The 26,450-nt window shown below is 60.2% G+C and carries 22 protein-coding genes and 1 riboswitch; of the genes, 11 read left to right on the top strand and 11 right to left on the bottom strand.

Annotation, left to right across the window (positions count from 1 at the left end; all coding sequences use genetic code 11):
- Positions 1-151 precede the first annotated feature (151 nt).
- The 3 genes from ACA060_RS27105 to ACA060_RS27095 all read left to right on the top strand — a co-directional run bounded on the left by ACA060_RS27105 (position 152) and on the right by ACA060_RS27095 (position 3,336).
- Complete coding sequence (locus tag ACA060_RS27105) at positions 152-1,903, top strand: flavin monoamine oxidase family protein (RefSeq protein ID WP_497314235.1); 1,752 nt, start codon at positions 152-154, stop codon at positions 1,901-1,903.
- Between the two features lie 264 nt (positions 1,904-2,167).
- Complete coding sequence (locus ACA060_RS27100; protein ID WP_497314233.1) at positions 2,168-2,719, top strand: cytochrome b; 552 nt, start codon at positions 2,168-2,170, stop codon at positions 2,717-2,719.
- A gap of 32 nt (positions 2,720-2,751) precedes the next feature.
- The gene (locus ACA060_RS27095) at positions 2,752-3,336 is read left to right on the top strand and encodes a YceI family protein (RefSeq protein WP_497314231.1); all 585 of its coding nucleotides are present in this window, start codon (positions 2,752-2,754) and stop codon (positions 3,334-3,336) included.
- Positions 3,337-3,613: 277 nt separating this feature from the next.
- Here ACA060_RS27095 and rhlE2 read toward each other — a convergent pair whose 3' ends face one another.
- The 4 genes from rhlE2 to ahcY all read right to left on the bottom strand — a co-directional run bounded on the left by rhlE2 (position 3,614) and on the right by ahcY (position 9,165).
- Complete coding sequence (rhlE2, locus tag ACA060_RS27090; protein ID WP_497314229.1) at positions 3,614-5,503, bottom strand: RNA helicase RhlE2; 1,890 nt, start codon at positions 5,501-5,503, stop codon at positions 3,614-3,616.
- A gap of 222 nt (positions 5,504-5,725) precedes the next feature.
- Positions 5,726-6,541: a substrate-binding periplasmic protein gene (locus ACA060_RS27085; protein ID WP_497314227.1), complete on the bottom strand. Its 816-nt coding sequence runs from the start codon at positions 6,539-6,541 to the stop codon at positions 5,726-5,728.
- 175 nt (positions 6,542-6,716) lie between these two features.
- On the bottom strand, positions 6,717-7,562 hold the full coding sequence (gene metF / locus ACA060_RS27080) for a methylenetetrahydrofolate reductase [NAD(P)H] (RefSeq protein ID WP_109635533.1): 846 nt from the start codon (positions 7,560-7,562) through the stop codon (positions 6,717-6,719).
- 193 nt (positions 7,563-7,755) lie between these two features.
- Entirely contained in the window at positions 7,756-9,165 is a 1,410-nt protein-coding gene (gene ahcY / locus ACA060_RS27075; protein ID WP_077747242.1) for an adenosylhomocysteinase, read from the bottom strand.
- Between the two features lie 23 nt (positions 9,166-9,188).
- Positions 9,189-9,291: riboswitch (S-adenosyl-L-homocysteine riboswitch) on the bottom strand.
- A gap of 198 nt (positions 9,292-9,489) precedes the next feature.
- Here ahcY and ACA060_RS27070 point away from each other — a divergent pair.
- Together ACA060_RS27070 and ACA060_RS27065 are read left to right on the top strand one after the other, a co-directional pair.
- Entirely contained in the window at positions 9,490-9,894 is a 405-nt protein-coding gene (locus tag ACA060_RS27070) for an acyl-CoA thioesterase (protein WP_109635529.1), read from the top strand.
- Between the two features lie 205 nt (positions 9,895-10,099).
- Complete coding sequence (locus tag ACA060_RS27065; protein WP_109635528.1) at positions 10,100-10,987, top strand: formate/nitrite transporter family protein; 888 nt, start codon at positions 10,100-10,102, stop codon at positions 10,985-10,987.
- On the opposite strand, the gene ACA060_RS27060 is transcribed toward ACA060_RS27065, so the two are convergent.
- The gene (locus tag ACA060_RS27060) at positions 10,988-12,253 is read right to left on the bottom strand and encodes a cation:proton antiporter (protein WP_497314224.1); all 1,266 of its coding nucleotides are present in this window, start codon (positions 12,251-12,253) and stop codon (positions 10,988-10,990) included.
- Positions 12,254-12,432: 179 nt separating this feature from the next.
- Positions 12,433-13,602, bottom strand: coding sequence for an MFS transporter (locus tag ACA060_RS27055; RefSeq protein ID WP_497314222.1), 1,170 nt, complete (start codon positions 13,600-13,602; stop codon positions 12,433-12,435).
- 221 nt (positions 13,603-13,823) lie between these two features.
- Between ACA060_RS27055 and ACA060_RS27050 the strand changes: the two genes are divergently transcribed.
- On the top strand, positions 13,824-14,657 hold the full coding sequence (locus ACA060_RS27050; RefSeq protein ID WP_497314220.1) for an EamA family transporter: 834 nt from the start codon (positions 13,824-13,826) through the stop codon (positions 14,655-14,657).
- 40 nt (positions 14,658-14,697) lie between these two features.
- Positions 14,698-15,081, top strand: coding sequence for an MAPEG family protein (locus ACA060_RS27045; protein ID WP_109635522.1), 384 nt, complete (start codon positions 14,698-14,700; stop codon positions 15,079-15,081).
- Between the two features lie 145 nt (positions 15,082-15,226).
- On the opposite strand, the gene mltA is transcribed toward ACA060_RS27045, so the two are convergent.
- Complete coding sequence (gene mltA, locus ACA060_RS27040) at positions 15,227-16,411, bottom strand: murein transglycosylase A (RefSeq protein ID WP_497314218.1); 1,185 nt, start codon at positions 16,409-16,411, stop codon at positions 15,227-15,229.
- A 128-nt stretch (positions 16,412-16,539) separates the two neighbouring features.
- On the opposite strand from mltA, the gene ACA060_RS27035 reads away from it, so the two are divergent.
- On the top strand, positions 16,540-16,989 hold the full coding sequence (locus ACA060_RS27035) for a c-type cytochrome (protein ID WP_109635519.1): 450 nt from the start codon (positions 16,540-16,542) through the stop codon (positions 16,987-16,989).
- Between the two features lie 186 nt (positions 16,990-17,175).
- Here ACA060_RS27035 and ACA060_RS27030 read toward each other — a convergent pair whose 3' ends face one another.
- The 4 genes from ACA060_RS27030 to ACA060_RS27015 form a co-directional block, all read right to left on the bottom strand.
- Positions 17,176-17,571, bottom strand: a complete 396-nt coding sequence (locus ACA060_RS27030) for a DUF1090 domain-containing protein (protein WP_497314216.1) — start codon at positions 17,569-17,571, stop codon at positions 17,176-17,178.
- Positions 17,572-17,668: 97 nt separating this feature from the next.
- Entirely contained in the window at positions 17,669-19,342 is a 1,674-nt protein-coding gene (gene ligB / locus ACA060_RS27025; RefSeq protein WP_497314214.1) for an NAD-dependent DNA ligase LigB, read from the bottom strand.
- Positions 19,343-19,590: 248 nt separating this feature from the next.
- Positions 19,591-20,781: a methionine adenosyltransferase gene (gene metK, locus ACA060_RS27020; RefSeq protein WP_010466931.1), complete on the bottom strand. Its 1,191-nt coding sequence runs from the start codon at positions 20,779-20,781 to the stop codon at positions 19,591-19,593.
- Positions 20,782-20,799: 18 nt separating this feature from the next.
- Positions 20,800-21,795 (bottom strand): ArsR/SmtB family transcription factor, encoded by a 996-nt coding sequence (locus tag ACA060_RS27015; protein ID WP_497314212.1) that lies wholly within the window; start codon positions 21,793-21,795, stop codon positions 20,800-20,802.
- A 273-nt stretch (positions 21,796-22,068) separates the two neighbouring features.
- Here ACA060_RS27015 and tkt point away from each other — a divergent pair, with 273 nt between their 5' ends.
- The 3 genes from tkt (at position 22,069) to ACA060_RS27000 (ending at position 26,445) form a co-directional block, all read left to right on the top strand.
- Complete coding sequence (gene tkt, locus ACA060_RS27010; protein WP_497314211.1) at positions 22,069-24,066, top strand: transketolase; 1,998 nt, start codon at positions 22,069-22,071, stop codon at positions 24,064-24,066.
- A gap of 150 nt (positions 24,067-24,216) precedes the next feature.
- Positions 24,217-25,269, top strand: coding sequence for an erythrose-4-phosphate dehydrogenase (gene epd / locus ACA060_RS27005; RefSeq protein ID WP_109635511.1), 1,053 nt, complete (start codon positions 24,217-24,219; stop codon positions 25,267-25,269).
- A gap of 12 nt (positions 25,270-25,281) precedes the next feature.
- Positions 25,282-26,445 (top strand): phosphoglycerate kinase, encoded by a 1,164-nt coding sequence (locus tag ACA060_RS27000; RefSeq protein ID WP_150633739.1) that lies wholly within the window; start codon positions 25,282-25,284, stop codon positions 26,443-26,445.
- The last annotated feature ends 5 nt before the right edge of the window (positions 26,446-26,450 follow it).

Genomic DNA, 26,450 nt, shown 5'->3' with positions numbered 1-26,450 from the left:
CGGGGACAACCCATTGTGTCGATTGAGCTACTTTGTATAGGTCGATAGACGTCGCTGGCGGCCTTTTGATGGCTAACGTATTCTTCGCGGTTCTTTGAGTCGTCTGACTCGTGAAACCGCTATTTTCTCGTGTATTTCCGGAGTTCGCTGAATGTCTGCTGGTTGGCTGCGCGCCTGTGCGCTGGTGATGTTGGGGCTGTTCAGCGTGTCTGCGCTGGCCAAGGATAAAACGGCGATCGTGATCGGCGGCGGGCTCTCGGGCCTGACGGCGGCTTACGAACTGCAGAACAAAGGCTGGCAGGTGACCCTGCTGGAAGCCAAGCCGAGCCTGGGCGGTCGCTCCGGCATGGCCACCAGCGAGTGGATCGGCAACGACAAGACCCAGCCGGTGCTGAACAAATACGTCTCGACCTTCAAGCTGAGCACCACGCCAGCCCCTGAATTCGTGCGTGTCCCGAGCTACCTGATCGATGGCGTGTATTACACCGCCGCCGATCTGGCCACCAAGGAGCCGGCCACCGCCGAAGCGCTCAAGCGCTACGAAAAGACCGTGGATGACCTGGCGCGCTCGATCGAGGATCCGCAGAACCCGGCGGCCAACAGTACGCTGCACGCTCTGGATCAGATCAACGTCTCCAACTGGCTTGACCGTCTGACCTTGCCAGCCACGGCACGTCAGTTGGTGAACCAGCAGATTCGTACCCGTTACGACGAACCTTCGCGCCTGTCGCTGCTGTATTTCGCACAGCAAAGCCGTGTTTACCGTGGCGTCTCCGACCGTGACCTGCGCGCTTCGCGCCTGCTCGGCGGCAGCCCGGTGTTGGCCCAGGCTTTCGTCAAACAGCTGAAAACCATCAAGACCAGTTCCCCGGTGTCGTCCATCAACCAGGACAAGGACGGCGTGACCGTCAAAGTCGGCAGCGTCGGCTATCAGGCTGACTACGTGGTGGTGGCCGTGCCGTTGCGCGCCCTGAACAAGATCCAGATGATCCCGGCGCTGGATGCCCAGCACCTGGGCGCCATCAAAGGCACCAACTACGGCTGGCGTGACCAGATCATGCTGAAGTTCAAGACGCCGGTATGGGAAAGCAAGGCGCGCATGTCCGGCGAGATCTACAGCAACACCGGCCTGGGCATGTTGTGGGTCGAGCCGGCGCTGAAGGGCGGCGCCAATGTGGTGATCAACCTGTCCGGCGACAACGCGCGTGTCATGCAGGCGTTCGGCGACAAGCAGATGGTCGACCAGGTGCTGATCCGTCTGCACGCGTTTTATCCACAGGCGCGCGGTTCGTTCACCGGTTATGAAATCCGCCGCTACAGCACCGACCCGTCGATGGGCGGCGCTTACCTGGCCTTCGGCCCGGGCCAGATCAGCAAGTACTGGCGCTTGTGGGAACGTCCGCTGCAGCGCGTAGCGTTCGCTGGCGAGCACACCGACACCTTGTACCCGGGCACACTGGAAGGCGCATTGCGCACCGGTCAGCGCGCGGCCAGTCAGGTTGAAGACCTGGCGGCGGGCAAATCGTTTGAGCCTGCGAAGGTTGTGCCGGCAGCGACCGCTGTAGCGGCGGGTGCGGTGGCGGCGAAGAAAGGTAACTTCTTCACCAACCTGTTCGGTGGTTCGGATGACAAGCCGGCACCGGTCAAGGCGCCAGAGCCAGTGGCTCCAGTCGCTCCGACACCGGCTCCAGCGCCGACTCCAGCACCTGCACCGGTTGAAGCGCCTAAGCCAGTGGTTCCAGCGAAAGCCGAGCCGGCCAAGAAAGCCCCGGTGAAAAAGCCTGCTGCCAAGACCGAAGCCAAAAAGGCTCCGGCCAAAGCCCCGGCGAAGAAGGCTGAAACCGCGAAGAAACCAGCGGCAAAAACTTCTACAACCCCGGCAACGGAAACCAAAGCCCAGTAAGCTTTTGGCACTCAAAGAAACGCGGTAGAAATGCCGCGTTTTTTTATGCCTGAAGGAAACCAATCACAAGAATCGAATAAATCCTGTGGCGCAGGTGTTCCTTGGTTGGCTTCATTTTTTCTCACACATTGGTCTTTAATCTTTCCTTAACTGATCTATTTCAGACTCTTGATCGTATTTCTCGATATTTCAAAGCAAAATTTTCCGCTTTAATTCGATAGATAAGTCGATAGTCTTGGTCGCAGTTCTCACAGGATTTGGGCAATGCAGCTACGTAACTCTTCTTCCCGCTACGGTTGGGTCAGCATCTTCATGCATTGGGGCGTGGCGCTGGCGGTCGTTGGTTTGTTTGCGTTGGGCTTGTGGATGGTCGGTCTCGACTACTACAGCACCTGGCGCAAAGACGCGCCGGAATTGCACAAGAGCATTGGCCTGGTGTTGTTGGCCGTCATGGTCCTTCGGGTGTTGTGGCGTGTTGTCAGCCCGCCACCGCCGACACTGGAAACGTATAGCCGCATGACGCGTCTTGGCGCCAAGTTCGGTCATTCGTTCCTGTACCTCAGTCTGTTTGCTGTGATGATTGCCGGATACCTGATTTCCACCGCAGACGGTGTCGGGATTTCGGTGTTTGGCCTGTTTGAAGTTCCTGCGCTGGTTTCCGGACTACCGGACCAGGCAGACACCGCCGGTGTGATTCATCTGTATCTGGCGTGGGCGCTGGTAATTTTTTCCGGTCTCCATGCGTTGGCAGCATTGAAGCACCACTTTATCGATCGTGATGCGACCCTCACTCGAATGCTGGGTCGCAAAGCCTGAAGTTCAACCTCGACTCCAAAGGAATAGAAAGCATGTTGAAAAAAACACTCGCTGCTCTGGCAATCGGTTCTGCTCTGCTGTCCGCCAACGCGATGGCGGCTGACTACGTCGTCGACAAGGAAGGCCAGCACGCCTTCGTTGACTTCAAGATCAGCCACTTGGGCTACAGCTTTATCACCGGTACCTTCAAGGACATCGATGGCACGTTCAGCTTTGACGCTGCCAAGCCTGAAGACAGCAAGATCGAGTTCAACGTGAACACCGCCAGCGTGTTCACCAACCATGCCGAGCGCGACAAGCACATCGCCAGCAAAGACTTCCTGAACGGCTCCAAAGCCAAGTTCGTCTCCACCAGCGTCAAATCCACCGGTAAAAACGCCGCTGGCAAAGACACTGCCGACGTGACCGGCGACCTGACCATCCTTGGCGTGACCAAGCCAGTTGTGGTCAAGGCTACCTTCCTGGGCGAAGGCAAGGATCCATGGGGCGGCTACCGTGCCGGCTTCGAAGGTACTACCAGCATCAAGCGTTCCGATTTCGGCAAGCAGAAAGACCTGGGCCCAGCGTCCGACGCGGTCGAGCTGTACGTTTCGTTTGAAGGTGTGAAAGCGAAGTAATTTTCGCGCTGACACAAAAACGCCCCCGGCCTTATGGTCGGGGGCGTTTTTTATTGCCTGGCACAATTGGAAAGGGACACCACAGATCCCCTGTGGGGGCGGGCTTGCTCGCGAATGCGGTGTGTCATTCAACATTGATGTCGACTGACACGGCCTCTTCGCGAGCAAGCCCGCTCCGACAAGGGGTTCTTTAGTGAGTTGAGGATTTGTGCTCACCCTCAGAAAACAAAAATGCCCCGGATCTCGCGATCCGGGGCATTTTCGTTGCAGTGCTAAATCAGCGGTTGCGGGTCAGCAACGCTGGCTTCTCACCACGCGGACGGCCTGGCAGTTGATCAAGTTGCTCTGGAGTCGGGAAACGATCGGTTTTCGACTCCTTGTGAATGATCTTCGGAGCCGGGCCGCGCGGGTTTTGCACGGCAGGTTCGGAACGTGGCTGTTCGTCGGTGCGAGCCGGACGACGGTTGCGTGACTCTTCGCGACGGGCCTGGCCGTCACGTGGAGCGCCGTTGCGTGGGCCACTGCGCTTGGCCGGCGGCGTGCCGGTGGTGGCGCCGTCGCTGCTGCGCGGACCGCTTTGGCGACCCTGAGGCTTGCCGCCGGTGCGCGGAGCACCAGCACCAGCACCAGCGCCCGCTGCCGTGCCTTGTGCCGGAGCACCCGGACGGCGGCCACGGCCCTGAGCCGGTTTGGCTTGAGGCACGTAGTCGACGCGGTTACCGAAGTTATCGATGTCGTCGTCCAGGAACTCGTCCGGAGCACGATCAGCAGCAGCACGTGGCGCCGGGCGCTGTTGTTCGCGAGCCGGGGTACCTTCGCGCGGCTTGTGTTCACGGGCCGGGCGATCGCCTCGGCCAGTGGCAGGCGCTTTTTCCTTGCCGCCCTTGTCCTTGCCCTTGTCTTTACGACCGCCGCCACCGCCAGTGCCGTTCGGACCGTCGCCGCGCGGGCCACGTGGGTTGCGCGGGTTACGCACATCCGGACGCTCACGGACTTCCGGTTTCTCGGCTTCTACAGCGCTGGAATCGAAGCCCATCAGGTTGCCGTCGGCAATCTTCTGCTTGGTCATGCGCTCGATGCTTTTCAGCAGCTTTTCTTCGTCCGGAGCGACCAGTGAGATCGCCTCGCCCGAACGACCGGCACGGCCGGTACGGCCGATACGGTGAACGTAATCTTCGTCGACGTTCGGCAGTTCGAAGTTGACCACGTGTGGCAACTGGTCGATGTCGAGGCCGCGAGCGGCGATGTCGGTGGCGACGAGGATGCGCACTTCACCGGCCTTGAAGTCGGCCAGGGCTTTGGTGCGGGCGTTCTGGCTCTTGTTGCCGTGGATCGCGACGGCGCTGAGGCCGTGTTTGTCCAGGTACTCGGCCAGACGGTTGGCGCCGTGCTTGGTGCGGGTGAACACCAGGACCTGTTCCCAGGCGCCAGCGGTGATCAGGTGCGCCAGCAGCGAACGCTTGTGGTTGGCTGGCAGGCGGAAGACGCGTTGCTCGATGCGCTCGACCGTGGTGTTCGGCGGCGTGACTTCGATGCGTTCCGGGTTGTGCAGCAGTTTGCCGGCGAGGTCGGTGATGTCTTTGGAGAAGGTCGCCGAGAACAGCAGGTTCTGGCGTTTGCTCGGCAGACGAGCCAGGACTTTCTTCACGTCATGGACAAAGCCCATGTCGAGCATACGGTCGGCTTCGTCCAGCACGAGGATTTCCACGTGGGACAGATCGACGCTGCCTTGACCGGCGAGGTCGAGCAGGCGGCCAGGGCAGGCCACCAGCACGTCAACACCGCGCGACATGGCCTGAACCTGCGGGTTCATGCCGACGCCGCCGAAGATGCAGGCGCTGACGAACTTCAGGTCACGGGCATAGACCTTGAAGCTCTCGTGGACTTGAGCCGCGAGTTCGCGGGTAGGGGTCAGGACCAGTACGCGCGGTTGGCGCGGGCCGTGACGCTGGGATTTGTCCGGGTGACCGTTGGGGAACAACCGCTCCAGAATCGGAAGGGCGAAGCCGCCGGTTTTACCAGTACCTGTCTGTGCCGCGACCATCAGGTCGCGACCTTGCAACACGGCGGGGATAGCCCGCTGTTGCACCGGAGTAGGCTCGGTATAGCCCGCTGCCTCGATGGCGCGGACTAAAGCCTCGGAGAGACCGAGGGAAGCAAAGGACATGAGTAATCCTGTTTTAGTTAGGGCTTGGCCCAATGGGAGTCTTGCCTGGCGCGAATGGCGTTTAAGAGGAACGCAATCCCGTCCGGTCCTGCTGGGCCTTGAAAGCTCGTCTGGAGCGCTCGCGCGGGCTGGAAAGCTGCGCTGTAGCGGATCGAGATGCCTTGAACAAGTCCGAGCGTCCGGGCGTGAGCCTGGCGGGAACGCCGGAGTATAACAGAGCAATCACTGCGCGCCGCTTTCCTGCTGCTCAACGGTTTTTACCGTGGCCGTGGTGGCGGTGGTGGGTTGCCCTCCGGTGCCGGGACCTGCGCCATAACGGGCGCTCAGCTCAGCGTAGGCGGGCTCGCGCTTGAAACGCTTGAGCTCGGCACCGAAACGCTGCACCAGTAAATCCATGCCCGCATTACGGCGTACCGCCAAAAACTGGCTCTGATGGCTGATGACTGTCGGGTTTTCAGTGATCTTGTCGCGGATGCCCAATTCGTCGAGCAAATGCTGGCCGACCCGGCGATCGGTGATCAACAGGTCGATCCGCCCGCGTACCAGTTTGCCGAAATTGGCTTCGTGGGTCGGCGCCGGCTCCCGGGTGAACAGGGTCGAATCGCTGAAATCCTTGCTGTAGAGGTAGCCTGGCGAAGTGCCGACGGTCAGGCCTTTCAGGTCGTCCAGGGTGCGGAAGGGATGGGGGCGCTCGTTGGCGTAGAACATCACGAACTCGACTTCCGACAGCGGTTCGCTGGGATAGAGCAAGGTGGCCTCCCGCTCATCGCTGTGAAAAATGTCCAGCGCACCATCCGCCTGACCCGTTTCAAGCATCGACAGGCAGCGTTTCCACGGCAGGAATTGCCAGTCCACTTCGATCCCCAGGCGTTTGAACACGATCGCCGTGGTTTCGTAATCCAGGCCCAGGGATTTGCCGTTTTCCTCATAGACATAAGGCGCCCACGGCTCGGTGACAATGCGCAGCTTTTCGCCCCGGGCGGCAAAGCTCAGGCAAGAGAAAAGAAACACGGTGAGTAACTGTGCGATCAGGGGCATGGCTTGAGATTACGACGAGAAATCATAAAGAGCCAGAAACCGGATCCAGAAGCTCTGGTTCGGGCGTTAAACGCAAAAGATCGCAGCCTCGTTTCACTCGACAGCTCCTACAGAGTACGTATTCCCTTGTAGGAGCTGTCGAGTGAAACGAGGCTGCGATCTCTTGATCTTGCTTTTAACGAGGCAGCTTCAGGTTGTTCCACACCGCCAGGCTCGCTTCAGCCTGGTTCAGTGTGTAGAAGTGCAGCCCCGGCGCGCCACCTTGCAGCAGGCGATCGCACATTTCGGTGATGACTTGCTCACCAAAGCCTTGAATGCTCTGGGTGTCGTCGCCGTAGGCTTCCAGCTGCTTGCGGATCCAGCGCGGGATTTCCGCACCGCAAGCGTCGGAGAAGCGCGCGAGCTTGCTGTAGTTGGTGATCGGCATGATCCCCGGCACGATCGGGATGTTTACGCCCATCGCCCGCACACGCTCGACGAAGTAGAAGTAGCTGTCGGCGTTGAAGAAGTACTGGGTGATCGCACTGTCGGCGCCAGCGTTGGCCTTGCGCACGAAATTGTTCAGATCGTCTTCGAAATTGCGCGCCTGCGGATGCATCTCCGGATAAGCAGCGACTTCGATGTGGAAATGATCGCCGGTTTCTTCACGAATGAATTGAACCAGGTCGTTGGCGTGGCGCAATTCACCGCTGGCCATGCCCATACCCGAAGGCAGGTCACCGCGCAGGGCAACGATACGCTTGATGCCGGCTGCCTTGTATTGAGTCAGCAGGCCGCGCAGGTCGTCCTTGCTGTCACCAACGCAGGACAAATGCGGTGCGGCCGGGACTTTGACTTCGCTTTCAAGCTGCAACACAGTGTTGAGCGTGCGATCACGGGTCGAACCGCCAGCGCCGTAGGTGCAGGAAAAGAAATCGGGGTTGTACGTGGCCAGCTGACGGGCAGTGGCGAGTAGCTTTTCATGCCCAGCGTCGGTCTTCGTAGGGAAGAACTCGAAGCTGTAGCGACGGTCTTGGGACATGGGAATACCCTTGAAAACGGGAAGCCAGAGGCTTGCATATCCCGTGTGGGAGCGGGTCTGTGTGGAGAGGGAGCTTGCTCCCGCTGGGTCGCGCAGCGACCTCAAAGCTTTGCGACTGCTTCGCAGTCGAGCGGGAGCAAGCTCCCTCGCCACACAAGCCCGCTCCCACAAGGGAGAGCAGGCTGCAGGTCGATCAGTAGCGGTAAGCGTGCGGCTTGAACGGGCCTTCGACGGTCACGCCGATGTAGTCGGCCTGGGTCTTGGTCAGTTGAGTCACAACGCCGCCGAAACCGCGGACCATTTCCAGGGCCACTTCTTCGTCGAGTTTCTTCGGCAGTACTTCAACGGTCAGGCGCTCGGCTTTCTGGGCTGGCGACAGGTCGGCGTACTTCTGGCCGAACAGGAAGATCTGCGCCAGAACCTGGTTGGCGAACGAACCGTCCATGATGCGGCTTGGGTGACCGGTGGCGTTACCCAGGTTAACCAGACGGCCTTCGGCCAGCAGGATCAGGTAGTCGTCGTTCTGGGCATCGAATGCGCCAGGACCGGTACGGTGGATCTTGTGAACCTGTGGCTTCACTTCTTCCCATGCCCAGTTCTTGCGCATGAAAGCAGTGTCGATTTCGTTGTCGAAGTGGCCGATGTTGCAGACAACAGCGCGCTTCTTCAGGGCTTTGAGCATGTTTGCGTCGCAAACATTGACGTTGCCGGTGGTGGTCACGATCAGGTCGATCTTGCCCAGCAGGGCTTTGTCGATGCTGGCTTCGGTGCCGTTGTTGATACCGTCGATGAACGGCGAAACCAGCTCGTAGCCGTCCATGCAGGCTTGCATGGCGCAGATCGGGTCGACTTCGGAAACCTTAACGATCATGCCTTCCTGACGCAGGGACTGAGCGGAGCCCTTGCCCACGTCACCGTAACCGATGACCAGCGCTTGCTTGCCGGACAACAGGTGGTCGGTACCGCGCTTGATCGCATCGTTCAGGCTGTGACGGCAGCCGTACTTGTTGTCGTTCTTGCTCTTGGTCACCGAGTCGTTGACGTTGATGGCCGGGATTTTCAGCTCGCCCTTGGCCAGCATGTCCAGCAGGCGGTGAACGCCAGTGGTGGTTTCTTCGGTGACGCCGTGGACGCGGTCCAGGATCGCCGGGTATTTCTTGTGCAGCAGCTCGGTCAGGTCGCCGCCGTCGTCGAGGATCATGTTGGCATCCCAAGGCGCGCCATCTTTGAGGATGGTTTGCTCCAGGCACCACTCGTACTCTTCTTCGGTTTCGCCTTTCCAGGCATAAACCGCGATACCGGCAGCAGCGATAGCAGCAGCGGCCTGGTCTTGAGTCGAGAAAATGTTGCAGGACGACCAACGCACTTCGGCACCCAGGGCAACCAGGGTTTCGATCAGCACGGCAGTCTGAATGGTCATGTGGATGCAGCCGAGGATTTTTGCGCCTTTGAGCGGCTGCTCACCGGCGTACTTGCGGCGCAGACCCATCAGGGCAGGCATTTCGGATTCGGCGATGATGGTTTCGCGACGGCCCCAGGCAGCCAGGGACATGTCGGCCACTTTGTAATCGTTAAAATCTGCAGGCGTGATAACAGCGCTCATGATGAGCCTCCATTCGTAATGTATGCGAATGGGCGCCGTTGTGCGTTTAGTGTCCGGCCAATCATGGCCAGTCAACGCCCCATCCGAGCCTGACAGGTCGAACCTGCTGCAGCGCCCCTCGGACAGGTGGCGGGAAAACGGTAGCAAGTGAACGTTACCGTTTTGAAACGGTGGCGATTATAGCGGGCTATTCTTATCTTCCAAAGCGTTTCTGTTGATGAATGTCCGAACGGTAATCGAGGCCATAGTCGATGCCCAATAGAGCTCTAGGCCGGGCTCTGCCATGATGCCCCCCATCATTCGGCAAGACGCTCAGGAGTGAATATGAATTTCCACACCCGCAAATGGGTAAAACCCGAAGACCTCAACCCCAACGGCACGCTGTTCGGCGGCAGCCTGTTGCGCTGGCTTGACGAAGAGGCGGCGATCTACGCCATCGTCCAGCTGGGCAATCAGCGTGTGGTCACCAAGTACATTTCCGAGATCAACTTCGTCAGCGCCTCGCGCCAGGGCGACATCATCGAACTGGGCATCACCGCCACCGAGTTCGGTCGCACCTCGATCACCCTGAAGTGCGAAGTGCGCAACAAGATCACTCGCAAAAGCATCCTGACGGTGGACAAGATTGTCTTCGTCAATCTGGGTGAAGACGGTTTGCCTGCGCCACACGGCCAGACCGAGATCAAGTACGTCAAAGACCAGTTCAAGGATGATATTGCCAGCGAGTGATATCGGCGGCGCACCCTTCGCGAGCAAGCCCGCTCCCACATTTAATCTCAGTCGTTCACCGGAATTGCGTTCGCTGAAGATCCTCTGTGGGAGCGGGCTTGCTCGCGAAGGCGGGCTACGGTTCAACGATGATTCAGCGGACCAGTGAACAGCTCCGAACCCCGCGTGTCGTACCTACATGACACACCACCGGTTCCGGAGCTTTATGGACGCCAAGAAAGAAGGCAAAACCCCAAACCTGTCGCCGGAAGAACAGCACGACGTCGACAAGAACCAGCCACCGCGCGCCGCGGTGCTGCACGAAATCATCCGCACCCAGGGCGATCAGGAACTCGAGCGCAGTGTCGCCGCTTTGTGGTGGTCGGCCCTGGCCGCTGGCCTGACCATGGGCCTGTCGCTGATGGCCATGGGTCTGCTCAATTCCCGACTGCCGGACGGTGAAGGCTTCAAGGTCATCGCCAGCTTCGGTTACTGCGCAGGCTTTCTCGCGGTGATCCTGGCCCGTCAGCAACTGTTCACCGAGAACACCCTGACGGCCGTGCTGCCGATCATGACCAAACCCACACTGAACAATTTCGGCCGGCTGCTACGCCTGTGGTCGGTGGTGCTGGTAGGCAACCTCTGCGGCACGTTGCTGGTGGCCTACGTGATGTTGCATCTGCCGATTTTCGACAGCAAGACCGATCTGGCTTTTCTCGATATCGGCCGCAAGATCATGGAGAACGATGCCAGCCAGATGTTCGCCAAAGGCATCGTTTCGGGCTGGATGATTGCCACCATGGTCTGGATGATCCCGTCCATGGAAAGCGCCAAGATGTGGATCATCATCCTCATCACCTACCTCATGGCGCTCGGGGATTTCACCCACATCGTGGTGGGGTCGGCCGAAGTCTCGTACCTGGTGTTTGCCGGCGAGTTGCCGTGGAAGGATTTCTGGCTGGTGTTCGCCGGGCCGACGCTGGCAGGGAACATCATCGGCGGCAGCTTCATCTTCGCGCTGATCAGCCATGCGCAGATCCGCAGCGAAAGTGGGCCGCCGAAGAAGACGGCGGATCAGGGCCAGGCGCCCGATCCGCAGAAGAGCAAAAAATAATCAGTGATGCTCGGCCTGTGCCGCTGGCGCAGGCTCGTCCCGAGTCACGTGCTTGACCAGTTTGCCGATGCTCAGCCCCTGCAACAGGATCGACGACAGCACCACGATGTAGGTGATGCTCAACAGCAAGTCACGTTCCGGGCCCAGCGGCAGGGCCAAGGCCAGCGCGACCGAAACACCACCGCGCAGACCACCCCAAGTCAGAATCCGGATCGTCCCGCGCGGTACTGTGCGCCAGCGCCGCAACAGCACGATGGCCGGTGCGACCGTCAGCAGGCGCGAGAGCAGAATTGCCAACGCCAGCAAACTCGCGGCCAGCACGTGCAGCCAGTTGAACGGCAGCAGCAACAGTTCCATGCCGATCAGGGCGAACAGCAGGGCGTTGAGCATGTCGTCGAGCAGTTCCCAGAAACCGTCCAGGTACTTGCGGGTCATGTCGTTCATCGCCAGGTTGCGGCCCAGGTTGCCGATGATCAGGCCGGCGACGACCATCGCGATCGGCGCGGATACATGCAGCTCCGACGCCATGGCCGAGCCGCCGATCACCAGCGCCAGGGTCAGCATGACCTCGATTTGATGCTGTTCGATGCTCTTGATCATCAGGTACACCAGATAACCGATCAGCCCGCCAAACAGCACGCCACCAATCGCTTCGTGTGCAAACAGCATCGCCGTGGCGCCGACGGTCGGGGTTTCACCGAGTTGTGCGATGCCCAGCAGCACGGTGAAGACCACGACGGCCGTGCCGTCGTTGAACAGCGACTCGCCGACGATGGTGGTTTTCAGAGGCTTGGACGCATTGGCGGTTCGCAGCACGCCGAGGACCGCAATCGGGTCGGTGGGGGAAATCAGCGCGCCGAACAGCAGGCAATAGAGGAAGCTCACGTGCCAGCCGAACAGGGCAAAAATGTAATAGGCGAGGCTGCCGATCACCGCTGTTGCAATCAATACGCCGACAGTCGCCAGCAGTCCGATGGGCCAGCGATAACTGCGCAGGTCATTCAGGTTGACGTGCAAGGCGCCAGCGAACAGCAGGAAGGACAGCATCCAGTTCATCAGCAGATCGCCGAAATCGATCTGGCCGATCAACTGCTGGATACGTTCTTCAAGGCCGGGGTAGCCGAGAAAGCTCAGACCTTGCAGCAGCAGGGAAAACATCAGCGCCGTGACCATGACTCCGATGGTCGGAGGCAAGCCGATGAAGCGGAAATTTACGTAGGTGAGGAGGGTGGTGAGGCAGATAAAGGCAGCGACAAGCTCGAGCATCCGGGGTCCTTGGATGGGGGGTGAGAAATGGGGTTTCAGACAGTTGCAGCGAGTCTGTTTCTTCGCGAGCAAGCCCGCTCCCACAGTGGATCTCCAGTGAACACAGATTCTGTATACGACCGAAATCCATGTGGGAGCGGGCTTGCTCGCGAATGCATTTGCATGAGCGAAGCGATTATTCAGCCGGACACATTGACCGCAGTCGCACCGCGACGTTGCAGATAGATGTAGAACAACGCAGTCAGCACCGTCAGGCCACTGACCAGCGCGCCGGTCCACGGCAGGTCCGCCAGATCCGCACCGCTGGCAACTACCAGCCCGCCAATCCACGCACCGGCCGCGTTGCCGAGATTGAAGGCGCTCTGGTTCAGCGTCGAACCGAGGTTCGGTGCTTCATGCGCCTGATCGATGATCAGCAGTTGCAGGATCGGGCACAGGGCAAACGCGAAAATCCCCCACAGCACCAGCGTGATCGCCGCCGGAATCACCGAATGACTGGTCTGGCTGAACACAGCCAATACCACCGCGACGGCCAGCGCCATGCCCACCAATGAAGGCAACAAACGGCTGTCCGCCAGACGTCCGCCGAGCATGCTGCCCGCCGTCAGGCCGACGCCAAACAACAGCAGCATGATCGTCACGCCGTGGGGGCTGACACCGGTGATGTCCTGGAGGATCGGCGCGATGTAGGTGAACACGCTGAACAGGCTGGTCGACGCCAGCACGCTCATGCCCAACGCTAACAGCACATTGATCTTGCCCAGCACTTTGAACTCGCTGGCGAGGTTGGCCTTGTCCATCGCGATGTCCTTCGGTAGCCAGAGCCACTGCGCTAACGCGGCAATCACACCGATCACCGAGACCGCCCAGAACGTCGAGCGCCAGCCGGCGTATTGCCCGAGCGCGGTGCCCAATGGCACGCCGAGCACGTTGGCCAGCGTCAGGCCGGTGAACATCATGGCAATCGCCTGCGCCCGTTTGTTCGGTGCGACCAGCCCGGCCGCGACCACCGAGCCGATGCCGAAGAACGCACCGTGGCACAGCGCGGTGACCACGCGCGCGGCCATCAGCGTGGCGTAGTTCGGCGCCAGTGCGCACAGCACGTTGCCGAGGATGAACATCAGCGTCATGCCCAGCAGTGTGGCTTTGCGCGGCATGTTGGCGGTACCGATCGCGAGGATCGGCGCCCCGAACACCACGCCCAGGGCGTAGCCGGTGATCAGCAGGCCAGCGTGGGGAATGCTCACGGCGAGGTCGCGGGCGACGTCGGGCAGCAAGCCCATGATGACGAATTCAGTGGTGCCGATGCCGAACGCGGCAACAGCGAGGGCAAGCAAGGCGAGTGGCATGCGCAAGGTCTCTGTCGGTAGTCTTGACGCTTTGATCAGGCATACGCATGCCGATGACCGTTCTCGAAGAGAGCGGGCAGGGGCAGAAATTATTGGAATTAGTCTGTGCGCAACTGAGTGCGGCGTGGTCGCTTGCAGTATAAACAGCTGCTGACATATGGCGAATCAATTATCCACGCGCTTCTTGCAGGAGGCGCGGCGGTTAACAAAAGGAGTGTGCCGTGCTTGCGACGGCTCTGGTGTTGGTGGCGGCGCTGTTGCACGCGGCGTGGAATACCCTGATCAAGTTCAGCGCCGAACGGCTGCTGGTGGTGGCCTGCATGGACAGCGTCGCGATGTTGTTTGTCGCCCTGATGCTGCCGTTCGTGGCGCTGCCGCCGATTGAAATCTGGCCATGGATCCTGGCATCGGCGGCGTTCGAACTGCTCTATCGCTACCTGCTGATCCAGGCCTATCGGGTCGGCGACCTCGGGTTGGTCTATCCGTTGATGCGTGGGCTGTCGCCGCTGGTGGTGCTGGCGTTGACGCTGATCTTCGCCGGGGAAGTGCTGACGAACCAGCAGATCTTCGGAATCCTGCTGATCCCGTTCGGCATGCTATGCCTGCTCTGGCAGGGCGGCGGCGGGGCGCGTCTGCCGTGGTCGATGTTGCCGGTGGTGGCGCTGATCGGCCTGTGCATCGGCTGCTACACCTTCATCGATGGCCAGGCGCTGCGGCGCTGGTCGCACCCTCTGGATTATCTGGTCTGGGTCACGCTGCTCAGCGCCTGGCCGTTCCCGTTGCTGGCGTTGGTGCGCAAGCGCCCGGCGTTCATGCTGTTCTGGCGAGAACAGTGGCGATTGGGTCTGGCGGTCGGGTTCTGCGTGTTGTTCAGCTACGCTCTGGTGCTGTGGGCGATGCAACTGGGATCGATTGCCGAAGCGGCAGCGTTGCGCGAGATCAGCGTGATCCTGGTCGTGCTGTTCGGCATGCGGTACCTGAAAGAACCTTTCGGCAGGCCAAGGCTCTTAGCCTGTGGGCTGGTACTGATCGGCATGTTGGTGATGAAGTTTTGACCGGGCCCCGAATTTCTAAAACTGAAGAAAGGATTGCTTTATGACGGTTGCTCTGTGGTGCGTTTTGATCGCGATCTTCCTGCCTTATATCTGCACGGGCATTGCCAAGGTCAGTGGCAGGTTTGGGCTGCAAGACAACCATGACCCCCGGGACTTTCTTGATTCGCTGAATGGTTTGGGTAGACGCGCGTATGCGGCGCAACTGAACAGTTTTGAAGTGACCCCGGCGTTCGCGGCGGCGGTGATTGTGGCGCATCTGGTGGGCACGGCGCAGCTGGTGACGGTCAACGTGCTGGCGGTGCTGTTTATCACCAGTCGGCTGCTGTACATCATTTGCTACCTGGCGGACTGGGCGATTTTGCGGTCGCTGGTGTGGTTTGTGGGGATGGGGTTGATTGTCAGTTTCTTTGTGGTGTCGGTCTGAAAATTCTTCGGTGATTGTGCTGGCCCCTTCGCGAGCAAGCCCGCTCCCACATTTGATCTTCAGTGCACATTTGATTGGTGCGCGACCTGTATTAAATGTGGGAGCGGGCTTGCTCGCGAAGGCTATGCATCAGCCACCGTAGAACTTAAGGATTCGCCTTCACCGCATCAGCCACCTGCGGCACTTGCGGCAACGCCGCGCCTTTAGGCCACAGCATCCAGATCTGCCCCTGCTGTTTCATGTCCCCGGCCAATTGCCCGGCGGCCTCGCCGGTGCCCCAGAACAGATCCGCACGCACTTCGCCGGCAATCGCGCCGCCGGTGTCTTGCGCTGCCACGGGCCGTACCAGTGCGGTGCCGTCCGGTTTGGTGGTGGACAGCCACAACAGACTGCCCAGCGGTATCACCTTGCGGTCCACTGCCGCGCTGTAACCGGCGGTCAGCGGAACGTTCAGCGAGCCGCGAGGCCCTTCGTTGCTGTCCGGGTTGCGGGTGAAGAACACATAACTCGGGTTGCTGCCCAGCAATTCCGGAATGCGCGACGGATTGGCCTTGGCCCATGTGCTGATGGCGCCCATGGTCACGTCTTCTTTCTTCAGCTCGCCTTGCTCCACCAGCCAGCGCCCGATTGGTCGGTACGGATGGCCGTTCTGGTCAGCGTAAGCGATGCGCAACTGACGACCGTCGTCGAGCTGGATGCGACCCGAACCCTGGATTTGCAGGAATTGCAGGTTCATCGGGTCGGTCAGCCAGGCAACCACTGGCGCCTTCACCCCATTGGTCTCAATCGTTGCCGCATCGTCGTAAGGCTTCAGTACGCGACCCTCGAGGCGTCCGCGCAGGCGTTTGCCTTTGAGTTCGGGGTAAATGCTGTCCAGGGAGACGATAATCATGTCCTCGGGCACGCCGTACACCGGGATGTTTGCCACGTCGGTCTGGGTCAGGCTGCCGGGGTAGACCGGTTCGTAATAGCCGGTGATCAAACCGTTGGGGTTGTCATTGGCGGCGCGCAGGCCGTAGACGTCGAGGTTCTGCTTGAGAAAGCCGCGGATGTCGTTGGCGGTTTGCGGCACATTAGCTGAAGCCGCACAGGTCGCACCCCAGACCGGGTCGGCCTTGAGTCGGGTGCAGGCGCTGCGCCACGAGCCGAAACCGGCGACGAGGTCGTTGTCGGACACGGCCGGCAGCGCTTCCCAAGTGGCACTGGAGTAGGTCGCCAGCGCGTGGGTTTTAGGCGTGCTTTTATCGCCGCCGGTGCAGCCAGCAAGCACGGCCACCATTGGAAGAGTCCACACGAGGTGGTGACGCAATGCCTTGAAACGGCTGTTCATGGAGTAATTCCTTTGCCGGTTGCCTGAGTGCTCCATGCGCTCAAACAACCCGTATTGATAATAGGGCTATTGGTCTTTGCCGATGACACGAGGATACTGGCCGCCGTTTCCCGTGACCTGAAGCCACCATGACTCTTAAAAGACTTTCTGTTGTATTGCTGGCCTGCCTGACGTTGTCTGCTTGCGGTGGTGTCGACCCGAGTTCGCCACTGGGCCAACGCAAGGCGATCTTCAAACAGATGCTCAAGACCGGCGAAGACTTGGGCGGCATGTTGCGTGGTCGTATTCCCTTCGACGGTCCGAAATTCGAGGCAGGCGCCGTGAAGCTCGACACGTTGTCCCGTGAGCCGTGGAAACATTTCCCGCAGGTGCGCGAAGAAGATCACACCAGCGCCAAGGACAATGTGTGGCAGCAGCAGACACGCTTCCAGGAAATGGCCCGCACCCTTGAAGCCGCCACCGGTGAATTGGTGATTGCCAGCAAGGTTCAACCTTACAAGGCCAGTAACCTGGGGCCGGCGGTACAGAAAGTCGAAGATGCCTGCAGTGCCTGCCATAAAGAATTTCGGGATCATTGATTCTCGGGTGTGATCTGGGGAGACCTGCTGCGCAACTGTGGCGAGGGAGCTTGCTCCCGCTGGGCGGCGAAGCCGTCGTAAACCAGGAAAATGCGGTCTGCCTGGATAAGCGCGTTTAGGGCCGCTTCGCAGCCCAGCGGGAGCAAGCTCCCTCGCCACAGGCAAGCCGCACGATTCTGTGATGGCTTATTTATCCAGCTCATCGAGCGCGTCCTGCAATTCCTTGCGAGACTCGGCGAGTTTGTCTTTGCGTTTGTTGATCTTCTCCGGGTCGCCTTTCTTCATGGCTTTGTCCAGGTCGGCCTGACGCTTGCTGACTTCATGCTTGGCGTCGAGCACCTTGTTTTCCCGTTCCTTCTTCAGCGAGGCGTCGGTGCAATGGGCGGTGACTTCGCTCAGGGCCGTTTCGAGGCCGGCCTGCTGTTCGGCGTTGCCGTGGGATTTGGCCAGTTCGATCTGAGTGATGATCCCCTGTTTCTTCGCGGCACAGCCGGTCAGTTCCGGGGCTTCTTCGGCGGCCATCAGGGGAGCGGCCATCACGCTGCAAAGGGTCAGCAAGGCGAGCGGTGAAAGAAATTTCATAAAAGCTCCATGTGCAAAGACAATCGGGTCGATGTGGCGATGGGCGTTTGAGCCCGTCGCCACCTTTGGGTTCCCGGGCTGCCAGGTGTCTCGGCGTTTAAAAGCCGTCAATCCCGGCCATGCGTAATGTTTGACTCAGTGCCAGGACGTGCGGGTCGCGAAAAAAGGCGTTCAATTGCGCCGCGCGTCCCGGGCCGATACCGGCTTCTGCCTGCCATTGTTCGGTATTTCGATTCGCCAGTTCCTGCCATGAATCGGCAAGCCGTGCCTGGCCGGTGGGCGGCAACCCCAAGGCTTTGAGCCAGCGAGCAAACGGACGTTGCCGGGCGCTGTTGAAACTGTTTAAAAGGCGAGCCGCGCTGCGTTCGCCGAAGCCATCAATGTTAGCAAGCTCTTGAGCATCGAGGGTCAACCAATCCAGCAGGCTGTTGAGGCGGCCTGTTTCGAAAAGTTTCTCCCAGGTGCCAGGGCCGAGATGAGGCAAAGCCAGTCCCTGTTTGCTGCTGAGCCAGGTCAGGCGCGCGAGAAATTGGCTCTCGCAGCCTGATGTCGGTTGCCAGCAACTCAATTGATGAAAGTCTGCTGCCGATGGCACGTTCAATTCAGTGCGTTCGGTACTGCGCAGCACGACGCTATCGAGCCTTGGAATGGTCAGGCCCGCCAGGCTGATGGACACCTGATCCCCGGGGCGGATATCCAGCGCCTCCCAGCGTTGCAGGGAGCTGACGCTCACCCGCTTGATCTGTCGGTCATCGAGCTTCACTGGTGTGAGGTCCAGCACCGGTGTAATCCGCCCCGTGCGGCCAATTTTAAAATGGACTTTGCGCACTTCGGCCAGTGCCTGGGCGAAGGGGTATTTCCAGGCAACGCTCCAGAATGACGGCCGCGCCTGCCAGCGTTCGGCGGGTGGACGCTGACTCTGCCGCAAAACGACGCCATCACTGGCGAAGGGCAGGGGCGTGCGGTACCAGTGATCGCGCCATCGTTGCGCGTCGGCGAATCCCTTGATCGGCTGACTGTAAGGCGCCGTGCTCGGAAAACCCATTTCACCGAGCGCCGCCACGCGGGCCGGCAGGCTTGCCGGACCTTGTGGCCAGTCCCAGACAAACAACCCGATACCACCGGCCTGTTCGGCGTTCAGCTCTTTGCGCGCCATCAACCCGGCCACCGTGGAGCGGGCGTTGAGGCTGCCTGCCTTGGCTTGCACATGGTCGGTCAGGCGCCAATAGAGTTCGCCTTGCACCAGCACATTCAAGGGGTGCGGCAGTTGCCGGGGGATGGCTTCAATCAGTCGGGCCGATGCGGTCCAGTCCTGACCGTTCAAGCCGTCACCCCGACTGATCGCTTGATGCAGCGAGCCGTTGCGATAGATCAACGTCACGGCCACGCCGTCGACCTTGGGCTGTATCCAGAGGTCATCGCGCTTGCGTAGCCAATGCTCGACCGCCGGCCCATCTCGCAGTTTTTCCAGGCCCGTGTGGGCGATGGGGTGGGCAATCTTGCCGCCCGCCGTACGCAAGGGGTCGGGCGCCAGGCTCAAATCAAAACATTCACGCCATTCGCTCAATCGTGCGCGGGACTGATCATAGATTTCGTCGGCGACCAGTGAGCGTCCGTTGCGGTGATAGTGGTCGTCCCAGAAATCGATTTGTTGTTGCAGGGCGGTAATTTCGTCCAGGGCGCGGGCGGGTGACCAGTCGGGGCAGTCGTTGGCCGTTGAGCTCAGGCAAAACAGGGTCAGGAACAAAGCGGAAAACAGGCGCAGAAGCATCGTGAGCGTCCTTGCTCAGGGGGAATGCTTTCAAGGTTAGTCAGCTTTCGGGCGTCGGCAGCAGCGATGTTTTTCGGTGTGTTTCGATATAAAGATCAAAAGATCGCAGCCTCGTTTCACTCGACAGCTCCTACAGATATTTTTGTAGCTGCTGTCGAGTGAGACGAGGCTGCGTTCTATCGAATTGCACGCAATAAAAAGCCCCGCACGGCGAACCGTGCGGGGCTTTTGGTGCCGCCAGGAAAGTCTTACAGGCCGGCTGCAGTACGCAGGTCGTCGGCGCGGTCGGTCTTTTCCCAGGTGAACGTGGTGAAGGTGTCTTCGCCCACAGTCTTGGTTGCCGGGGTACGACCGAAGTGGCCGTACGCAGCGGTTTCCTGGTACATCGGGTGCAGCAGGTCGAGCATGGTGGTGATCGCGTATGGACGCAGGTCGAAAATTTCGCGAACCAGTTTGACGATCTTGTCGTCGCTGATCTTGCCGGTGCCGAAGGTGTTCAACGAGATCGACGTAGGCTGGGCAACACCGATCGCGTAGGAAACCTGAATTTCGCAACGTTCGGCCAGGCCGGCGGCAACGATGTTCTTGGCCACGTAACGACCGGCGTAGGCAGCCGAACGGTCAACCTTCGATGGATCCTTACCGGAGAACGCGCCGCCGCCGTGACGGGCCATGCCGCCGTAGCTGTCGACGATGATCTTGCGACCAGTCAGGCCGCAGTCACCCACCGGGCCACCGATGATGAACTGGCCAGTCGGGTTGATGTGGAACTGGGTGTCTTTGGTCAGCAGTTCGGCAGGCAGTACGTGCTTGACGATCAGCTCCATCACGCCTTCGCGAAGGTCTTTGTACGACACTTCCGGGTTGTGCTGGGTCGACAGAACAACGGCGTCGATACCGACAACCTTGCCGCCTTCGTAACGGCAAGTCACTTGCGACTTGGCGTCCGGGCGCAGCCAAGGCAGCAGACCGGATTTACGGGCTTCGGCCTGGCGTTGCACAAGCTGGTGCGAGAAGGTGATCGGTGCTGGCATCAGCACATCGGTTTCGTTGCTGGCGTAGCCGAACATCAGGCCCTGGTCACCGGCGCCCTGATCTTCAGGCTTGGCACGGTCGACACCCTGGTTGATGTCAGGGGACTGCTTGCCGATGATGTTCATCACGCCGCAAGTGGCACCGTCGAAGCCGACATCGGAGCTGTTGTAGCCGATGTCCAGAATGACGTTACGCACGATTTCTTCCAGGTCGACCCAGGCCGACGTGGTGACTTCACCTGCAATGATTGCCACGCCGGTCTTGACCAGCGTCTCGCACGCCACACGGGCGAACTTGTCTTCAGCAATGATGGCGTCCAGCACCGCATCGGAAATCTGGTCGGCGATTTTGTCCGGATGCCCTTCGGACACGGACTCGGAGGTGAAGAGGGAGTATTCGCTCATCTCGATTTTTTCCTGAATTTACCGATGGTGAGTGTCGCCAGCCGGTCGCTGAAAATGGCGGACCTGGATCTGGAAACCATTACGTAAGCCTACATAGAGGCTTTCCCCGGGAACGAGTCCCGCAGCGGTGGCCCAACGGGCCAAATCGTCCTGTTCAAACCCCAACCACAGATCACCGCAGGCCTCCCTGGCCCAACTCTGGTTGTGGCTACATAACTCTGTCACGAGCAGGCTACCGCCCGGTTGCAGCAAATCGGCCATGTGCTTGAGCGCTTCGGCCGGCGCGGCGAAATGGTGCAGCACCATGTTCAGTACAACGCAATCGGCCTGAAGGCTGACGCCATTCAATGCATCGGCCAGTTGCAGGCTGACGTTAGCCAGCGTTTCACGTTCGCAGACCTGACGCGCCAGTTCGAGCATCGCCGGGCTGTTGTCCAGCGCCGTGACCTGGGTGAAGCGGCGCGCCAGTTCCGGCAGGAATTCACCGTCGCCGGGGCCGACTTCGATGGCCGTCGCGCCGTCACTGAAACTCAGCTTGTCGAGCAACGTCACCACGCTTTCGCGGTATTGCGGCAGGCCGGCAATCAAGTCTTGCTGGGCGCGAAACTTCTCCGCCACCCGGGAGAAAAAGTCCTGGCTGGCCGCCGCTCGTTGCCCATGGACCTGAGCAATCCGCGACTGCACATCGTCCGGCAGGGTCAGGTTGTCCACTTCTTCGAGCAAGGCGGCGTGCAGCTTGCCGCCCAGCAGGTCGGTGTGGGGCAGGGCGCGACGGTAGAAAATCGCGTTGCCTTCACGGCGGGTCGCCACCAGGTCGGCCTGGGCCAAGACCTTGAGGTGGTGACTCATGCCGGATTGACCAATCCCGAAAATCTGCGCCAGTTCCAGTACGCCAAACGAATCGTTGGCCAGTGCGCGCAATACATTCAGCCGCAGAGGATCGCCGCCGGCCTTGCACAGGGCCGCCAGCTCATCGCAATCGTCATGTCGAATGGAAGGCACGCGTAAATTCATAAGGCCAGCAGTCTAGTGACGGGTAGAAATCATCGCAAGGGCAATATCAAAAAGTTTTGATATTGGTCGATAGATGGCACTTACAGACGTTAGGTTCAGTCAACAAACGAACTGCAGAAAGGTTTCATCAGTCGAAACCGCTGTTAACCATTGGAAAAACGCCTTCAGATGACTATCTGTCATTGCCCCGAGGCGGGTCGGTGAGGGAAAATGCTCGCCTTTTTTCCGTTTCGTTTTATTCACTCTCGATACAGAACCCGCAGGAGAACAGCGATGCCCAGCCGTCGTGAGCGTGCCAACGCCATTCGTGCCCTCAGCATGGATGCCGTGCAAAAAGCCAACAGCGGCCATCCCGGTGCCCCGATGGGTATGGCGGATATCGCCGAAGTACTTTGGCGTGACTACCTGAAGCACAACCCGAGCAATCCATCGTTCGCCGACCGTGACCGCTTCGTGCTGTCCAACGGTCACGGCTCGATGTTGATCTACTCGCTGCTGCACCTGACCGGCTACGACCTGTCGATCGATGACCTGAAAAACTTCCGCCAGCTGCACAGCCGCACCCCGGGTCACCCGGAATTCGGCTACACCCCGGGCGTTGAAACCACCACCGGTCCGCTGGGCCAAGGCCTGGCCAACGCCGTAGGTTTCGCCCTGGCTGAAAAAGTCCTGGCGGCGCAGTTCAACCGTCCTGGCCACAACGTTGTCGACCACCACACCTACGTGTTCCTGGGTGATGGCTGCATGATGGAAGGCATTTCCCACGAAGTCGGCTCCCTGGCCGGTACTTTGGGTCTGGGCAAGCTGATCGCTTTCTACGATGACAACGGCATCTCCATCGACGGCGAAGTCGAAGGCTGGTTCACCGATGACACCCCGAAGCGTTTCGAAGCCTACAACTGGCAAGTGATCCGCAACGTCGACGGTCACGACCCGGAAGAAATCAAGATCGCGATCGAGACTGCACGCAAAAGCGAGCAACCGACCCTGATCTGCTGCAAGACCACCATCGGTTTCGGTTCGCCGAACAAGCAAGGTAAAGAAGACTGCCACGGCGCCCCACTGGGTGACGCGGAAATCGCGCTGACCCGTGCTGCGCTGAAATGGAACCACGGTCCGTTCGAAATCCCGGCTGACATCTATGCCGAGTGGGACGCCAAGGAAGCCGGTCGTGCGGCCGAAGCCGAGTGGGATCAGCGTTTCGCTGCCTACTCTGCTGCTTTCCCTGAGCTGGCCAACGAACTGGTCCGTCGTCTGGGCGGCGACCTGCCGGAAGACTTCGCCGAAAAAGCCTCGGCTTATATCGCTGAAGTCGCGGCCAAGGGCGAAACCATCGCCAGCCGTAAAGCCAGCCAGAACGCATTGAATGCCTACGGCCCGCTGTTGCCTGAACTGCTGGGCGGCTCCGCTGACCTGGCCGGTTCCAACCTGACCCTGTGGAAAGGTTGCAAAGGTGTTACGGCTGAAGACGCCAGCGGCAACTACATGTACTACGGCGTTCGCGAATTCGGCATGAGCGCAATCATGAACGGCGTGGCCTTGCACGGCGGCCTGGTGCCTTACGGCGCGACCTTCCTGATGTTCATGGAATACGCTCGCAACGCGGTACGCATGGCTTCGCTGATGAAGAAACGCGTGGTGTTCGTCTACACCCACGACTCCATCGGCCTGGGCGAAGACGGCCCGACTCACCAGCCGATCGAGCAACTGACCAGCCTGCGCAGCACGCCGAACCTCGACACCTGGCGTCCAGCCGATGCCGTTGAATCGGCCGTTTGCTGGAAAGCAGCCATCGAGCGCAAGGACGGCCCTTCGGCGCTGATCTTCTCGCGTCAGAACCTGCAGCATCAGGACCGCAGCGCGCTGCAGATCGCCGACATCGCCCGTGGCGGTTACGTGTTGAAGGATTGCGCGGGCGAGCCTGAGCTGATCCTGATCTCCACCGGTTCGGAAGTGGGCCTGGCGGTTCAGGCTTACGACAAGCTCACCGAACAAGGTCGCAAGGTTCGCGTCGTTTCGATGCCGTGCACCAGCGTGTTCGATGCCCAGGACGCCGGCTACAAGCAAGCGGTTCTGCCATTGCAGGTCAGCGCCCGTATCGCCATCGAAGCCGCCCACGCGGACTACTGGTACAAGTACGTGGGCCTGGAAGGTCGCGTGATCGGCATGACCACCTACGGCGAGTCGGCACCTGCGCCGGCCTTGTTCGAAGAGTTCGGCTTCACCCTGGAAAACATCCTGGGTCAGGCTGAAGAGCTGCTGGAAGACTGATCCAGAAGTTGCGGCGTCTGGACTGCCGCTTTCGCGAGCAAGCCCGCTCCCACATGGAAATGCATTCTCCTGTGAGAGCGGGCTTGCTCGCGAAGGCGTCGGCCCTGCCAACACTGCAATGACAGATTCACCACGGTAATCGAGAACCCCATGCCTCAACCGCGTCCTTACAAAGTTGCACTCAACGGCTACGGCCGGATTGGTCGTTGCGTCTTGCGTGCGTTGTTTGAGCGAGGCGAAAAGGCCGGGTTTGAAATTGTCGCGATCAACGATCTGGCGGACATGGCCAGCATCGAATACCTGACACGCTTCGACTCCACTCACGGGCGTTTTCCCGGCGAAGTGAAGGTCGACGGCGATTGTCTGCATATTAATGGCGACTGCGTGAAGGTCCTGCGCAGTGCCACCCCTGAAGGCATCGATTGGGCGTCCTTGGGCGTCGATCTGGTGCTGGAGTGCTCCGGCGCTTACCACACGCGTGCCGATGGCCAGCGGTTCCTCGACGCTGGCGCACCGCGTGTGCTGTTTTCCCAGCCGATGGCCAGCGAGGCGGATGTCGACGCGACCATCGTCTACGGCGTGAACCAGGATTGCCTGACCGGCGACGAGCTACTGGTGTCCAACGCGTCTTGCACCACCAACTGCGGCGTTCCTCTATTGCGCCTGCTGGATCAGGCCATTGGCCTGGAATACGTGTCGATCACCACCATTCACTCGGCGATGAACGATCAGCCGGTCATCGACGCCTATCATCACGAAGACCTGCGCCGCACGCGTTCGGCGTTCCAGTCGGTGATTCCGGTGTCCACTGGTCTGGCGCGTGGCATCGAACGCCTGCTGCCGGAACTTGCCGGGCGAATTCAGGCCAAAGCCGTGCGAGTGCCGACGGTTAACGTGTCTTGCCTCGACATTACGATGCAGACCGTCAGCGACACCGACGCCACCGAGGTCAACCGGATTTTGCGCGAGGCCGCCACCAGTGGCCCGCTCAAAGGCCTTCTGGCCTACACCGAGCTGCCCCATGCAAGCTGTGATTTCAACCATGACCCACATTCGGCCATCGTCGATGCCAGTCAGACCCGAGTTTCCGGCCCACGGCTGGTGAACATCCTGGCCTGGTTCGACAACGAATGGGGTTTTGCCAACCGAATGCTGGACGTTGCGGAACACTATCTGCAAACAGCAGCCTCTCCAAAACAGTAGGAAATGCGACCCATGACCGTGTTGAAGATGACCGACCTCGATCTGCAAGGTAAGCGCGTACTGATCCGCGAAGACCTCAACGTCCCAGTCAAGGACGGTGTAGTCACCAGCGATGCGCGAATCCTGGCTTCGCTGCCGACCATCAAGCTGGCCCTGGAAAAAGGCGCGGCCGTGATGGTCTGCTCGCACCTTGGCCGTCCGACCGAAGGCGAGTTCTCGGCCGAGAACAGCCTCAAGCCTGTCGCTGATTACCTGAGCAAGGCCCTGGGCCGCGAAGTGCCGCTGGTCGCCGATTACCTGGGCGGCGTCGACGTCAAAGCCGGCGACATCGTGCTGTTCGAAAACGTGCGCTTCAACAAAGGCGAGAAAAAGAACGCTGACGAACTGGCCCAGCAATACGCCGCCCTGTGCGACGTGTTCGTGATGGACGCCTTCGGCACCGCTCACCGCGCCGAGGGTTCGACCCACGGCGTGGCCAAGTTCGCCAAGGTCGCCGCTGCTGGCCCGCTGCTGGCCGCCGAACTGGACGCACTGGGCAAAGCCCTTGGCGCCCCGGCCCAGCCGATGGCTGCGATCGTTGCCGGCTCCAAGGTCTCGACCAAGCTCGACGTACTGAACAGCCTGAGCCAGATTTGCAACCAACTGATCGTCGGCGGCGGCATTGCCAACACCTTCCTGGCCGCAGCCGGTCACCCGGTCGGCAAGTCCCTGTACGAACCGGACCTGCTGGACACCGCGCGCGAAATCGCCGCCAAAGTCAGCGTGCCACTGCCGGTCGACGTTGTGGTTGCCAAGGAATTCGCTGAAAGCGCCACCGCTACCGTCAAGCTGATTGCTGACGTAGCCGCCGACGACATGATCCTGGACATCGGCCCACAGACCGCGGCGAATTTTGCCGAGCTGCTGAAGTCGTCCAAGACCATCCTGTGGAACGGCCCGGTCGGCGTGTTCGAATTCGACCAGTTCGGTAACGGCACCAAAGTCCTGGCCCAGGCCATCGCGGAAAGCTCTGCGTTCTCGATTGCTGGCGGGGGCGACACCCTGGCGGCCATCGATAAATATGGCGTTGCCGATCAGATCTCCTACATTTCTACCGGTGGCGGTGCGTTCCTCGAGTTCGTGGAAGGCAAGGTGTTGCCAGCCGTTGAAGTCCTGGAAAGCCGGGCCAAGGCCTGAGGTCG

It is taken from the genome of Pseudomonas sp. LBUM1671 (assembly GCF_059695685.1).
This window is presented reverse-complemented; position numbering and strand designations above follow the sequence as displayed.